Source organism: Dellaglioa algida (assembly GCF_030127605.1).
Classification (GTDB): domain Bacteria; phylum Bacillota; class Bacilli; order Lactobacillales; family Lactobacillaceae; genus Dellaglioa; species Dellaglioa algida.
In genome coordinates this window covers 64,394-78,560 of the sequence record NZ_JANXLE010000002.1, presented here as the reverse complement: position 1 = coordinate 78,560, position 14,167 = coordinate 64,394, and the positions used below count along the sequence as shown (strand labels likewise).

The window sequence follows — 14,167 nt, the reverse complement described above, 5'->3', positions numbered from 1 at the left end:
TACGCACTGCAAAGAACGCAGTGCGCAAACCCTGTTACTGATTAAAAATCTGGCTTATCTTATTTTTTTGTTGCCGGTCAAAACTAAATCCCTGACCCAAGACCTCATTTACATTACTAATTGAAACAAAGGCGTTAGGGTCCTGATTTTTAAGAATTTCTTTTAATTGATGAAGTTCATTACGATTTATGACAACATAAATCATTTTCTTGTCCTGATGAGAATAAGAACCCTCACCATTAATATAGCTGACACCGCGTTCCAATTTACTCCAAATCTCGTTAGTTATAATTTGGTACTTGTCACTAATAATTAATATGCTAAGTCCAGAATAACTACCTTCAAGTGTAAAGTTAACGATTCTTGAGAAAACATATGAACTCAGTAGGGTATACATCATATGTCTAAGATCAAGGTAACTTAGAGATACCACCAAGACAGCAACATCAAGGGCAAGAATTGTTTTCCCCATTTGAACACCGCGTGTTTTCTCTAAAATTCGAGCGACCACATCTGTGCCTCCCGTTGTACCACCGAAACGATACACTAATCCAGAACCAATTCCACCAAAAGCACCTGCTAAAATACCTGCCAAAAATAAATCGTTATTCACATTAATTTGAACCGGTGCGCGTTGCCAAATCCATAAGAATAAAGATAGCATTAACGTTCCATAAATAGTATAAATTAATGATCGTTTGCCTAGAAATCGATAGCCAATAAGAATTAATGGGACGTTAATAGCAAGCGTTGAGTAGGCTGGATCGATATGAAACCAGAAACGTAAAATTAAGGTAATACCAGTAATACCACCTTCGGCCAGGTGATTCGTTATGTTAACAGTTGCGAGTCCGAATGCGTAGAAACAACATCCAAGCGCAATCATGATTAAATCCATTATTTTAATTCGTTCATTTTTTAAAATTAGAGCCACCTCCTAAAATAAATTCACTATAAATATCATACCATATTATTGAGAAATGTCTGTTCACTGGCATTTTAAATCTAGTATAAATCTGTTAAACTAGAATGTATTAATTAAAGATGAGGAGGATTACTATGATTAAAGTTTTAGTTGCTGGATTCAAAGGACGAATGGGGACTACCACAACAAATATGATCTTAGAAAATCCATTATTTGAATTAGTTGGTGTCTACAGTACATCTGCTACGGAAAAAAATATAAATGAAATTGCTGAATATAAGTCAGAGAATGTACCCGTATTTAATGAATTAGAAAAAATAAATATAAAAGCCGATGTTTGGATTGATTTTACAATACCTGGTGCCGTGTTTGAAAATGTGAAATTTGCTATCTCAAAACATATGTCGCCAGTAGTTGGTACTACGGGTTTAACGGAAGATAATTTAACTGAGCTAAAAAAATTGTCTAAACTCGAAAAGTTAGGCGGATTAATTGCACCTAACTTTGGTATTTCAGCAGTTTTATTAATGCAATTCGCGCAACAAGCCGCTAAGTACTTACCCGACGTTGAAATAATAGAAATGCATCATGATAAAAAATTAGATGCACCTAGTGGTACAGCTTTAAATACTGCAAAGTTAATTTCTAAAGTTCGTCAACCTAAAGTTCAGGGTAACCCGAATGAGAGAGAGACTTTACCAGGCGCAAGAGGTGCAGAATTCGAGGGTATGAGGATTCACAGTGTTCGCCTACCGGGTTACGTTGCTCATGAACAGGTTTTATTTGGCGGAAATGGTGAAGCGTTAACGATTCGTCAAGATTCATTCGATCGTATATCATTCATGTCCGGTGTTGCCGTTGCCGTTGAAAAAATTGGTACACATGAGGAATTACTCGTTGGATTGGAAAATCTATTATGATAGTATCCAACCTTGCAGACGAATTTCTTAAAGCCGAACCAGTTATTAAATCCATTGAAGAGGCTGGATTTGAAGCCTATTTTGTTGGCGGAAGCGTTCGAGATACAATTCTTGGTTTACCAATCCATGATGTTGATATCGCAACAAGTGCTTACCCGGAAGAGATCAAAGAAATATTCAATAAAACCGTAGATACTGGTATTCAGCATGGTACCGTAATGGTTTTAGATCATGGGGAAGGATACGAAATCACCACATTTAGAACAGAATCAACCTATCAGGATTTTAGACGTCCGGATCACGTTGAATTCGTCCGTTCATTAGAAGAAGATTTAAAACGCCGTGATTTTACAATAAATGCGTTAGCAATGACTCATGAAGGCCGAATTATTGATTTGTTTGATGGATTACAGGATTTAGAAAATCATATTATCAGGGCCGTGGGAGAAGCAGACGAGCGCTTTAATGAAGATGCTTTAAGAATGATGAGGGCAATTAGATTTGCAAGTCAATTAGATTTTTCAATTGAAGAAAAAACAACAATTGCGTTAAAAAAACATGCGTCACTTTTGAAAAAAATTGCGATTGAACGTATTCATATTGAATTTGTAAAATTATTATTAGGAAAAAATCCTAAAACGGGATTACAACATTTTATGACGGCTGATTTAGCAAGATACTGTCCTGAATTTGATAATTATATGTCCGAACTAACTAATATGGCGAATTTAGATTCAATTAAACTTTCGTCGGAAGCTGCCGCTTGGTCACTAGTCATTCATGTATTAAAAGTATCGGAATCCGATATTAACCATTTTTTAGTTGCTTGGAAGAGTTCAAATGAACTAATTTCAAATGTGCAGGCGGTCATTAGGGCTCTAAATAGTATTCTAGATAAAACGATTGACCGAGAACTTATGTATGAAACAGGTCTAGAGTTACTGTTAACTGCCAACGAAATTGCAACAATATTTAACCGTAATATACCTATTGAAATCCTGGAAAGCGACTATGAGCAACTACCAATTAAGTCTAAAAAAGAAATGCTTGTTAATGGTGGGCAACTGATAAAAGAAGTTGGCATTCAACCTGGTGAAAAATTAGGTCGTATTTTAGCCACATTAGAACATCAAGTATTAATGGAAAAAATACCAAACGAATCGACTCAATTATTAAAATTAGCTGAACGATTAGCGTCGAAGTTAGATTAATTTAGAAGATTAATTCAAATTTAGCCTATGAAATAAAAGAGAATCAAATCAGATAAGAGAGTGATTATATGCAAACATTAAGAGTTGAACATTTAAAGAAAACGTATGGCGAGAAAACATTATTTGATGATTTAAATTTTATCGTTAATGAAAAAGATAGGATTGGCTTAATTGGGACTAACGGTTCAGGGAAGACGACATTATTGAACGCACTAACTGAGCTTGATCCAGCTGATTCAGGTGATTTAATCAAACCAAATAACTACCGCATGAGTTATCTAAAGCAAATTCCTGAATTAAATGATGAAATGACGATTATGGAGGCCGCTTTTGAGGGTGCTTCACCCGTTTTTGAAACTATTCGTCACTATGAAGCAGCATTAACGGCATATAGTGAGCATCCTGAAGACGAAAAATTACAACAGCGTTACTCGGATGCGGAAGACCGTATGAATCGTGAAGATGCATGGAATGCCGATAACGACGTTAAAACAATTTTAACTCAACTGCAGATTACCGACTTAACACAAAAAGTTGCAACCTTATCTGGTGGACAGAAGAAGCGAGTTGGGTTAGCCCAAGTATTGATTCAAGCCCCAGACTTATTAATTTTAGATGAACCAACTAATCATTTAGATTTTAGCTCAATTGAATGGTTAGAAAGTTACCTTAAAACATATAAAGGCGCACTGATTGTGGTTACTCATGATCGTTACTTTTTAGATCAGATTGCTAACCAAATTTTGGAGTTATCATTCGGAAAATTATACTCATACGATGGTAACTATCAAGATTTTGTGGCTCAAAAAGCAGAGAGAGTAGCGCAAGAAGTTACCGCTGAACATAAAGAACAACAGTTATACAAAAAAGAACTCGCCTGGATGAGAACTGGTGCAAAAGCTAGATCGACAAAGCAGCAGGCTAGAATTAATCGTTTTAATGATTTAAAGGAAAATATGAATTCACTTCAAATTGATCAAGACGTGTCAATTGGATTAGGACAACAACGACTTGGCAAAAAGGTTATCGAATTAAAAGATGCTAGCCTTGTTTTAGAGAATCATAAAATTATTGATCATTTCAGTGAATTAATTCAAGCGAGTGATCGAATTGGGATTACTGGTAAAAATGGTGCCGGTAAATCAAGCTTATTAAATGCAATAGCTGGTAAGTTACCCCTTAATTCTGGTGAATTATTGATGGGTGAAACAGTTAAGTTAGGTTATTACCAACAACAAACTGAACCAATTCCCGGAGATAAGAGAATGATTAGTTATTTAAATGAAATTGGCGAAAATGTTGAAAATAAACATGGTGAAAGAATTAGTACAACTCAACTTTTAGAACAATTTCTTTTCCCTAGATTCATGCATGGAACGTTGATTAGACAACTGTCCGGTGGAGAAAAAAGAAGACTTTATCTCCTTAAATTATTAATGCAACAGCCTAACGTCCTATTACTGGATGAGCCCACTAATGATTTAGATATTGGAACATTAACGGTACTTGAAGACTACCTTGAATCCTTTAATGGAGCTGTTATCACTGTTTCTCATGATCGATACTTCCTAGATAAAGTTGCGGATCAACTTCTTATTTTTGAAGGTAACGCAAAGATTAATCGATATACAGGATTGTTTACAGCATATCTTGCTAACAATTCGATGGAAGATGATACAATAGTCACAACTAAAAATAAGTCCGCTGAAAGTGACGTTATTTCAGATGACGATTCAAAAGTAAAGTTAACTTATGCTGAGCAAAAAGAATTTGAAACAATCGAACAATTAATTGATGACTTAGAAGCGACTAAAGAAAAAGCTGAAAATGATATGGCAAAAACAAACGGTAATGATTTCGTTGCACTAAGTGAATTACAAGTTTTAATCGATAAATTAGATGTTGAAATTGAAGAAAAAATGAATCGTTGGGACTACTTAGGAAAATATGCAGAAAAGGGGTAATCTTCGCATGGAAGAAACGTATTTACAACTCGAACGTGATATTTTAGCAAATGGAAACGACAAAACTGATCGCACTCAAACAGGGACTAAAAGTCTCTTTGGGTACCAAATGAGATTTGATTTAAGCCAAGGATTCCCATTATTAACAACTAAAAAAGTGCCATTTGGTTTAATTAAAAGTGAATTGTTATGGTTTTTAAAGGGCGATACAAATATTCAATATTTATTAAAGCATAAGAATCATATTTGGGACGAATGGGCTTTTAAAAATTATATCGAGAGTAATGACTATGTGGGGCCAGATATGACTGATTTTGGTCGTCGTGCTCTTTCTGATCCCGAATTTAAGAAAGAATATGACGTTCAGAAAAAGGTTTTTTGCGATAAAATTATTGAAGATGATGAATTTGCTAAAAAATTTGGTGAGCTTGGAGACGTTTATGGTAGCCAATGGCGCGAATGGAAAACGAGACAAGGTGACACAATTGATCAAATTTCGGATGTTATTGAAGCAATCAAAAAAACGCCCGATTCTAGAAGATTGATTGTATCGGCATGGAATCCAGAAGACGTACCAAACGTGGCGCTGCCTCCTTGTCATACCTTATTTCAATTTTACGTGGCAGATGGTAAATTAAGCTGTCAATTATATCAACGAAGTGGCGATGTTTTTCTAGGAGTGCCATTTAATATTGCAAGTTATGCTCTATTAACGCATCTAATTGCCAAAGAAGTTGGACTCGAGGTTGGCGAATTTATCCATACCTTGGGTGACGCGCATATTTACAGCAATCACATGGAACAAGTGAAAGAACAGCTCACTCGTGAAGTTCAACCAATGCCAAAACTATGGTTAAACCCTGATAAGGAAAGTATCTTTGATTATGATATGTCTGATATAAAGATTGAGGGATATAATCCGGCACCACCAATTAAGGCACCTGTCGCGGTTTAAAAGTTGATAAGGAGATCAGAAGATGATTAATTTTATTTGGGCTGAAGATGATGAACAACACATTGGGTATAAAGGTAAATTACCATGGCACTTACCAAATGATATGAAATTTTTTAAAAAAATGACAATTAATAAGGTAGTAGTAATGGGCAGGAATACGTTTGAAAGTTTTCCCGGTCTTTTACCTAATCGTGTTAATGTCGTCGTATCCAGTAAATCAGATTTGGTTGAAACGGACAACTTAAAAATTGTTCATTCAATACCAGAGTTAAATTCCTTACTAGAAACATTCTCCGATGATATCTTCGTTATTGGTGGTGCAACGTTATTTGAAGAAATGTACTCAAATGTCGACCGCCTGTATCAAACGAAGATTCACGCTATTTTTGATGGCGATGTGACGATGGTTCCCATAAACTATGATGATTGGCAATTAGTTGAAAAAATTGATGGTCAAACCGATGAGAAAAATAAATATCAACATGAGTTTAGAATTTATAATAGAAAATAAAAATGAAGTCATCCTCAGATTAACGAGGGTGACTTCATTTTTTACGCGCTTAAGTGTACAATAAAATTGAAAAATACATTAACCCCGTACCCAGCATCACGAATAAATGCCAAACGACGTGTAAATACTTAATACCATTGATACTGTAAATACCCGCACCAATCGTAAATGCAACTCCACCTGAAACAAGTAACCAGAATCCAGTAGCTCCCAGGCTAGAGTAAAGGGGAATCATTGCGCTAATACAAAGCCATCCCATAATTAAATAAATAATTGTCGAAATGGCTTTAAAATGACCTAACCAAATTGATTTGTAGATGATTCCCAGAATGGTCATGGCCCAAATAATACCAAACAATGTCCATCCCAATGCACCTTTAACGGCCAGTAGACAATATGGGGTATACGTGCCCGCAATCAATATATAGATGCTACTATGATCAAATATTTGAAAAACAGTTCTTGCTCGTGTAAAAATCAAACTGTGAAATAATGTAGATGTTAGGTAGAGTAACACTAATGATGAGCCATATATTGCGTACGACGTTATCTCTAATGCACTACCGTTATGAGCGCCTTTAATCAAAAGGATAATTAATCCGGCTATACTTAAGCCAAGTCCAATACCATGAGTTATGGCATTCAATACCTCATTCAAGATAAGATATCTTCTACTATAATTTTGTTTCAAAAAAACACCTCAGTCATCAATTTCTATGTGAAATAAGCCAGTATCTCTGATATACTAGACATTATAAATGGAAAAGTTTATAGTGTCATTATTGTACCATGATTAAAAACTTTTGTTAAGAAAGTGTGGATGAAGAAACATGACAAACATTAAAATAATAACGGACTCATCTGTTGGACTAACAGATGCTGAAATAAAAGAAAACAATATTAATATTATCCCATTAAGTGTCATGATAGATGACACTATTTACGTTGAGGGTGAATCAATTACAAATGATGAATTTGAAACAAAAATGGAATCATCAAAAACGTTACCTAAAACAAGTCAGCCTCCAATCGGAACTTTTGTAGAAACGTTCGACAAAATTGGTGAGGACGGTAGTCAAATTCTTTCACTTCACATGACTGATCAAATTAGTGGCACGGTCCATACTGCAGAACAAGCCGCACAAATGAGTCAATCTGATGTAACGGTTATTGATACACGGTCTACTGACAGAGGCATGGCATTTCAAGTTTTAGCTGCCGCTAAACTAGCGAACGCTGGTTCATCTATGGCCGATATCATAACAAAAATAGCTGAAATACGTGAAAATTCGAAACTATATATGGCTGTCATGACTTTAGACAATATGGTCAAGGGCGGGCGTATATCAAGATTAACAGGTGTTCTTTCAAGCGTATTAAATATGAAAATTATTCTTGAAATGATTGACGGCGAATTAAAAATTAAAAATAAGGGCCGTGGTATGAAGACGGTAAATAAATTTGTTTCAGAGTTAGTCGAAGAATTAAAAACAACGCCAAATGTTAAATCAGTTGGTATTTCACACGCAGGAAATGAAAAAAAAGCCCTTGAAGTTCGTGACTTATTACAAACTGCAGTTCCTACAATTGATATTTTAGTTCGACAAACAGCGCCTATTATTGCAACCCATGGTGGACCAGGCGCTTTCGCAGTTATGTTCTATGCTGAAAAAGCTTAAAATCTAAAAATTGATAGTTAAACTGGTCCAAAAACAACTGTTTTTGTCCAGTTTTTTTAATCCAGAAAAGGAATGATTCTTTGAAATTTTTAAAAAGTTTGATTATTACCATATTAAGTATCGCTGTCTTAAGTGGCCTTGTATTCAGTGGTATGTGGTTAATAACAGGTCATTTTTCAAATAAAGGAGTGATTACGGTGCCACATACAAAACAAACCATGAAATTAGTTTCACTTGGCGATTCCTTAACCGAAGGTGTGGGTGATACAACCAATAAGGGCGGCTTTGTACCATTAATAAGTGCAAAAATTGATGACAATCAAAATATAAAAACGACAACCTCTAACTTTGGTTTGTCAGGAGATCGAAGTGACCAAATCTATGATCGCTTAAAACAACAACCTGAAATGCAAAAAACACTGTCAAAAGCGACAGCAATCACTTTAACAGTTGGTGGTAACGATTTACTACAGGTTATTCAAAAAAATATTCTATCAAATGACGCGTCTAAGTTAACTAAAGCGATTAATAATGAGGAAGTGACGTATCTAAAAAAATTAGAAGAATTATTTAAGGAAATTCGAAAATATAATCCAGATGCTCCTATTTATACTATTAGCGTTTATAATCCTTTTTACGTTTATTTCCCTAGTATGAGTAGTATGACAACGATTGTTCAATCTTGGAATAATACAACCAAGAAAGTGATTAAAACTGATGGAAATAGCTACTTTGTGGATGTTGCAAAACAACTCTCTGAAGGCCAATATTATGGTAAGAAAAGTACCCTAACTAAAACTGCTGATAGTTCTGATTTGTCTGGTTTATCCGGACTTAACCTTGAAAAAGTTCTACAGGAAAAGGACGAGAAAAATGATTACATTTCTGTAACGGATCATTTTCATCCGAATAATAAGGGTTACGAAAAAATGACCGAATTACTCTATAAATCAATGCAAGAAAATCATTTATTTAAATAATAAGGAGACTTATGGCTAAGAGATCAGAGCAGATTAAACTTAAAACGAAAAAAAATATTAACGCATGGAAAATCGCATTCATCGTACTACTTTCTTTATTGATTGGGACGGTACTTTACCTATCAATTGGCGCTATGAGTCAATCTAAAGACCAAAAAGCGCTAGTAACTCAAACCAATTCAAAGGCGACAAAGAGAACAAATCTAAGCGTTGAGATGAATAAAGATCAATTAAACGGTACAATCAATTATTATTTAAAATCAATCCAAAAAGGGCAGTCAATTAAATATCGATTTTTGGTAGATAAGTCTGCTATCCTAATGGGTACAACAAAAGTACTGGGTCAAGATGTTTCATTCACATTATATTCTGACCCAATTGTAACTTCTAGTGGTGATATCGTACTAAAAGCGAAGTCAGTCGCCGTGGGTGCGTTACCTGTTCCCAAAAAATTCATCATGAATTATGTAAAAAAAGCATATGATCTACCAAGTTGGATTACAATTGATAGTAAAAATCAGACAATTGTGCTTAACTTAAAAAAGTTAGATATTGAAAATGGTATACAAGCCAGTGCTACGAAAATTGATTTAAAAACAAATGTTTTTAAATTCAATGTTTCTATCCCTTTAAATTAAATGAGGTAAATATTTATGAGACAAACATTCTATCAATTTTTAATGACCGAACGAAATGATCACGGTACGGATGAAGTGGCCCAATTTGCAAACAATGCTTTTTTCGATCAAAGTTTTCCAAAGTTGTCGGATAACTATGATTTCGTATCTAATTATCTTGAATTAAATGCTGGTTATTTACCCTCAATGACAATCTTTGATGATGCTTGGGCACGATATTTAGATAAAATGAATTAGTGGAGGTTCTGAACAGTGAAAGAAGAAAAAGACGTAAAACGATTTAAATTTGATCGTCATTTCTGGACGTTGGTAGGCTCAATCTGTTTGTCATTTATTATTGGAGCTGCCGCAATGTATTTTTTTGCAATTAGACAAATTAATACCGCAGTTGGTTCATTACAAGCAACTAGTGCAGATTTATCTAAGATTGAATCTGTATACACAACGTTAAATAACTCGTACTACAAGGACATAAGTAAAACGAAACTGGTTAATGGTGCAATCAATGGCATGGTTGACGCAACTGGCGATAAATTTACAGCCTATTTAGGTAAAGCTGATGCGACAAATTTAGATTCGTCAATTTCTAGTAAATTTGTCGGAATAGGCGCTGAGGTTAAGATTAATAAAAAGAATATCCAAATTGTTTCGGCAATTAAGGGTACCCCGGCTAAAAAAGCTGGTTTAAAAACGGACGATATTATCCAGAAAATAGATGGTAAATCGGTTTACGGTGAAAGTTTAGAAAAAGCTGTTTCAAAAATTAGAGGAAAAAAAGGAACGACCGTTAAATTAACTATTCAACGTGGCTCATCAACATTTAACGTTTCAATCAAACGAGATGATATTCCCGTTAAAACGGTTTATAGTAATCTTTCAAAAGAAAATAAGAAAATTGGTTATATTCAAATTAGTACGTTTGCGGAAAAAACATCTGATGAAGTTAAATCAGCGGTTAAGTCACTTAGAAAAGAAGGCGCAACATCATTCGTACTTGATGTTCGTGATAATCCAGGCGGCCTGATGGATCAAGCGTTGGCTATTAGTTCGATGTTCTTAAAAGATGGCAAAAAAATTATGCAAGTTCAACCAAAAACGGGCTCTCCTGAAATATATAAAGCCGGTAAAGAATATGATTCTGGATTTAAAGTGACAGAAAAGACAGTTGTAATCATTAATAAAGATAGTGCAAGTGCTTCTGAAATTTTGGCGGCTGCACTCAATCAATCTGCTAACGATAAATTAATTGGTGCAACCTCATATGGAAAAGGGACTGTCCAAACCGTTAATAATTTTACGGATAAAACTGAACTAAAAGTAACAATTGCTAAGTGGTTAACGCCTGATGGTTCATGGATACACGGAAAAGGAATTAAACCAACCATCACTGCGGACTATCCCGCATATGCATATTCATCATTAATCGACACAGATAAGACATATAAAAAAGAAGATGTTTCAACTCAAGTCAAAAATATCCAAATCTATTTACAAGCGTTAGGATACTACACAGATAAAAATAATGGATACTTTGGTACATCAACGGTTACCGCCGTTAAATCTTTCCAAGAATCAAATAAGTTAGATCAGTCCGGTGAAGTTAATAAAGAAACTGCTTTAAAATTAGAATCTTTAGTTCAACAAAAGATTTCAAAGAACGATCCCGCTTACGATGCGGCAATTAAAGCAGTCATAAATTAATAAAAGCGTGAAGAGAGTGAAACTAAATGGCGGAACTCTCTTCTTTTTGTGCAGAATTTAAGGTATTCTGATTAAGAGTGTTAAATATAAAGAATTAAGCAAGTTAATCGAAAGTTTTCTTGGCTTAACAAGGAGAATTTAAATGACAGTTATTCAATGGTTCCCAGGACATATGGCGAAAGCTTTAAGACTGGTAAAAGAAAAGTTAAATTTAGTAGATATTGTGCTTGAATTGGTTGATGCAAGGTTACCTGAATCATCTAGAAATCCACAACTTGAACAATTACTTGAAACTAAGCCACATATTATGGTTTTAACAAAAAAAGACATGGCGGATCCGAATGTGACGGCTCGCTGGTTACGCTATTACGAAAGTAAAGGAATACCTGCAGTTGCTGTAGACAGTCAGCACGGACAATTAAGCACAATTGAGAAGAAAATTAATGTTGTTCTAAAAGACAAACTAGCATTAAGAGAGAGTAAAGGAATTATTCAACAACGCGTTAAAGTAATGTGTATTGGAATTCCTAACGTCGGTAAATCAACATTATTAAATCATTTAGTGAATAAAAATGTAGCAATAACTGGGAATAGACCCGGCGTAACAAAAGCACAACAATGGTTAAAGGCTGGTAAATCAATGTCCCTTTTAGATACTCCAGGTATTTTATGGCCAAAATTTGAGGATCAAGAAATTGGCAAGCGTCTCGCTTTAACGGGTGCAATTAAGGATTCTTTGTATGCGAAAGATGATATCGCCTTATATGGGTTAGAACATTTTAAACAAACAAATCCAAAAGCATTACAAGAAAAATACAAGTTAACTGATGAACAAATGCAATTAAGTAATGTTGATTTGTTATTAGAATTAACGAAAAAAATGGGCTTTAAAGAAGATTACGATCGTGCAAGTGAACGAATTATCTTCGATATTAGACAAAGTAAACTTGGTAGATATACTTTAGAAATCCCACAATTAGGTGGCGAATAAGCGTGCCGGAATTTACTATCTCACAAATAAAAACGCAATTACTTGATAACCCTTCGAAGCAGTTTATTCAAAAAATTGCTGACGATCCTCGTAAAGGAGCTATTGCGCTTTTAACACAGTATCATAGGAAACAAACAAAACTACTTGAACAACAAGAATCTTTTAACCGTAGATTGACGATAGAAAGAAATCTTTGGCAGAATGGTATTCCTTATATTGCCGGAATTGATGAAGTTGGCAGAGGACCACTGGCCGGGCCGGTAGTTAGTGCTGCAGTTATATTGCCACACGATTTCAATTTAATTGATGTGAATGATTCAAAAAAACTATCTGCTGCTAAGCGAGAAAATTTGTACGGTCAAATATTATCTCAAGCAATTTCTGTTGGCATATCTGTAATAGACAGCCAAGTAATTGATGAAATTAATATTTACCAGGCTGCACGAGTTGCTATGTTAGAAGCCGTTAATTCATTGGATATAAAGCCACAACAATTGCTGATTGATGCAATGACAATTGATAGTGATATTCCACAAGAAAGTTTCATTAAGGGTGATTCAAAGAGTGCTAGTATTGCAGCAGCAAGTATCGTTGCTAAGGTTTATCGAGATCATATTATGAAATTTTATGATGAACGTTATCCAGGATATGATTTTGCACATAATGATGGTTATGGCACTAAAAATCATTTGGCAGGACTCGATGAGTTAGGGATTACCGATATTCATCGTCGAACGTTTGAACCAATTAAATCAATGTTAAAAAAATAATTATTTGAATACGTACCTTATTAGTATTAACTAATAAGGAGAAATCATGACAATAAGAGATGTATTAATTAAACTTAGATTATGTTCAGAAATTACGTATATTGGTGAAAATAAAATCTTTGACTGGCTTCAACAAAATCCAGATTGCCAGGAGTTACCGTTGTCATTAATCATCAGTATTTTAAAGCTTAATGGCGAAAAAAGGGCAAAACTGATTAAATCGTTTAATAGCAGCTCATTACAAAATGAAGTGAGCGCTAATAAATTGAATTCTGTTGTGGTAACTATCATCGATAGAGATTACCCATTTCGATTGAAAGAATGTTATCGACCACCAATTGTTCTATTTATGCGAGGCAATTTGAAACTGTTAAATCAGCAATCGTTAGCAGTTGTTGGTGCCCGACAAAGGACAGGTTATTCAATAGAAGCAATTCGATTATTACTACCCGATGTTGTTCGAAATAACAAAGTGATTGTAAGCGGACTTGCGGCTGGGGTAGATACATTGGCACATCAGTTTTCAATTGCGAACCAAGCGGACACCATTGCTGTTATTGGGACTGGACTAGATATTTATTATCCAAAAAACAATAAAAATTTGCAAATGGAGATTGCCCAAAAAGGTCTTTTAATTTCCGAATATGGCCTTCGCACGGGACCACGCCGAAATCATTTTCCGGAACGAAATCGTATCATTGCTGGCCTTTGTGAGTGCCTATTAGTAACTGAAGCTAAACATCATAGTGGGAGTTTAATAACGGCCAATTTGGCGCTACAAGAAAATAGAACGGTATTGGCTGTTCCAGGCGCTATCTCAAGCCCCCTTTCACTAGGGTGCAACGAATTAATAGTGGCAGGGGCCACACCAGTTATTAACGGTCAACAAATACTAGATGAGTTCTACGAAAACTGATTACGC

Annotated in this window: 15 protein-coding genes; 13 read left to right on the top strand and 2 right to left on the bottom strand. The window is 34.9% G+C overall.

Features of this window, described 5'->3' with window-relative positions; all coding sequences use genetic code 11:
• Positions 1-34: 34 nt before the first annotated feature.
• Positions 35-898 (bottom strand): YitT family protein, encoded by an 864-nt coding sequence (locus N0K73_RS02095; protein WP_057973556.1) that lies wholly within the window; start codon positions 896-898, stop codon positions 35-37.
• Between the two features lie 161 nt (positions 899-1,059).
• On the opposite strand from N0K73_RS02095, the gene dapB reads away from it, so the two are divergent.
• From dapB to N0K73_RS02070, 5 genes are all read left to right on the top strand, one after another.
• Positions 1,060-1,845, top strand: coding sequence for a 4-hydroxy-tetrahydrodipicolinate reductase (gene dapB, locus N0K73_RS02090; protein ID WP_112249896.1), 786 nt, complete (start codon positions 1,060-1,062; stop codon positions 1,843-1,845).
• Positions 1,842-3,056, top strand: coding sequence for a CCA tRNA nucleotidyltransferase (locus N0K73_RS02085; RefSeq protein WP_112249894.1), 1,215 nt, complete (start codon positions 1,842-1,844; stop codon positions 3,054-3,056). Before dapB ends, N0K73_RS02085 begins: the two co-directional genes overlap by 4 nt.
• Positions 3,057-3,124: 68 nt before the next feature.
• Positions 3,125-5,020: an ABC-F family ATP-binding cassette domain-containing protein gene (locus N0K73_RS02080; RefSeq protein ID WP_057973553.1), complete on the top strand. Its 1,896-nt coding sequence runs from the start codon at positions 3,125-3,127 to the stop codon at positions 5,018-5,020.
• Positions 5,021-5,027: 7 nt separating this feature from the next.
• A complete protein-coding gene (locus N0K73_RS02075; protein WP_057973552.1) occupies positions 5,028-5,975 on the top strand; it encodes a thymidylate synthase in 948 nt (315 codons plus the stop codon).
• A 22-nt stretch (positions 5,976-5,997) separates the two neighbouring features.
• Positions 5,998-6,486, top strand: coding sequence for a dihydrofolate reductase (locus N0K73_RS02070; RefSeq protein WP_057973551.1), 489 nt, complete (start codon positions 5,998-6,000; stop codon positions 6,484-6,486).
• A gap of 49 nt (positions 6,487-6,535) precedes the next feature.
• Here the strand turns inward: N0K73_RS02070 and trhA are convergent, their stop codons facing one another.
• Positions 6,536-7,177: a PAQR family membrane homeostasis protein TrhA gene (gene trhA, locus N0K73_RS02065; RefSeq protein WP_057973550.1), complete on the bottom strand. Its 642-nt coding sequence runs from the start codon at positions 7,175-7,177 to the stop codon at positions 6,536-6,538.
• 139 nt (positions 7,178-7,316) lie between these two features.
• Here trhA and N0K73_RS02060 point away from each other — a divergent pair, with 139 nt between their 5' ends.
• From N0K73_RS02060 to dprA, 8 genes are all read left to right on the top strand, one after another.
• Positions 7,317-8,165, top strand: coding sequence for a DegV family protein (locus N0K73_RS02060; protein ID WP_057973549.1), 849 nt, complete (start codon positions 7,317-7,319; stop codon positions 8,163-8,165).
• Between the two features lie 80 nt (positions 8,166-8,245).
• A complete protein-coding gene (locus N0K73_RS02055) occupies positions 8,246-9,145 on the top strand; it encodes an SGNH/GDSL hydrolase family protein (protein WP_112249892.1) in 900 nt (299 codons plus the stop codon).
• Positions 9,146-9,156: 11 nt separating this feature from the next.
• The gene (locus tag N0K73_RS02050) at positions 9,157-9,783 is read left to right on the top strand and encodes a YpmS family protein (protein ID WP_057973547.1); all 627 of its coding nucleotides are present in this window, start codon (positions 9,157-9,159) and stop codon (positions 9,781-9,783) included.
• Positions 9,784-9,792: 9 nt separating this feature from the next.
• Positions 9,793-10,020, top strand: a complete 228-nt coding sequence (locus N0K73_RS02045; RefSeq protein ID WP_181647341.1) for a YozE family protein — start codon at positions 9,793-9,795, stop codon at positions 10,018-10,020.
• A 15-nt stretch (positions 10,021-10,035) separates the two neighbouring features.
• Positions 10,036-11,484, top strand: coding sequence for a S41 family peptidase (locus N0K73_RS02040; protein WP_225416474.1), 1,449 nt, complete (start codon positions 10,036-10,038; stop codon positions 11,482-11,484).
• A 142-nt stretch (positions 11,485-11,626) separates the two neighbouring features.
• On the top strand, positions 11,627-12,475 hold the full coding sequence (ylqF, locus tag N0K73_RS02035; RefSeq protein ID WP_112249888.1) for a ribosome biogenesis GTPase YlqF: 849 nt from the start codon (positions 11,627-11,629) through the stop codon (positions 12,473-12,475).
• Positions 12,476-12,477: 2 nt separating this feature from the next.
• Entirely contained in the window at positions 12,478-13,245 is a 768-nt protein-coding gene (rnhB, locus tag N0K73_RS02030) for a ribonuclease HII (RefSeq protein ID WP_112249886.1), read from the top strand.
• Between the two features lie 46 nt (positions 13,246-13,291).
• The gene (dprA, locus tag N0K73_RS02025) at positions 13,292-14,161 is read left to right on the top strand and encodes a DNA-processing protein DprA (protein ID WP_112249884.1); all 870 of its coding nucleotides are present in this window, start codon (positions 13,292-13,294) and stop codon (positions 14,159-14,161) included.
• Positions 14,162-14,167 lie beyond the last annotated feature (6 nt).

What these genes read in the sequence shown, in the direction of transcription:
- ylqF (WP_112249888.1), top strand. Translation starts at nt 11,627, where the DNA reads ATGACAGTTATTCAATGGTTCCCAGGACATATGGCGAAAGCTTTAAGA.
- N0K73_RS02085 (WP_112249894.1), top strand. Translation starts at nt 1,842, where the DNA reads ATGATAGTATCCAACCTTGCAGACGAATTTCTTAAAGCCGAACCAGTT.
- dapB (WP_112249896.1), top strand. Translation starts at nt 1,060, where the DNA reads ATGATTAAAGTTTTAGTTGCTGGATTCAAAGGACGAATGGGGACTACC.
- N0K73_RS02050 (WP_057973547.1), top strand. Translation starts at nt 9,157, where the DNA reads ATGGCTAAGAGATCAGAGCAGATTAAACTTAAAACGAAAAAAAATATT.
- N0K73_RS02080 (WP_057973553.1), top strand. Translation starts at nt 3,125, where the DNA reads ATGCAAACATTAAGAGTTGAACATTTAAAGAAAACGTATGGCGAGAAA.
- N0K73_RS02095 (WP_057973556.1), bottom strand. Translation starts at nt 898, where the DNA reads ATGGATTTAATCATGATTGCGCTTGGATGTTGTTTCTACGCATTCGGA.
- N0K73_RS02075 (WP_057973552.1), top strand. Translation starts at nt 5,028, where the DNA reads ATGGAAGAAACGTATTTACAACTCGAACGTGATATTTTAGCAAATGGA.
- N0K73_RS02060 (WP_057973549.1), top strand. Translation starts at nt 7,317, where the DNA reads ATGACAAACATTAAAATAATAACGGACTCATCTGTTGGACTAACAGAT.
- dprA (WP_112249884.1), top strand. Translation starts at nt 13,292, where the DNA reads ATGACAATAAGAGATGTATTAATTAAACTTAGATTATGTTCAGAAATT.
- N0K73_RS02070 (WP_057973551.1), top strand. Translation starts at nt 5,998, where the DNA reads ATGATTAATTTTATTTGGGCTGAAGATGATGAACAACACATTGGGTAT.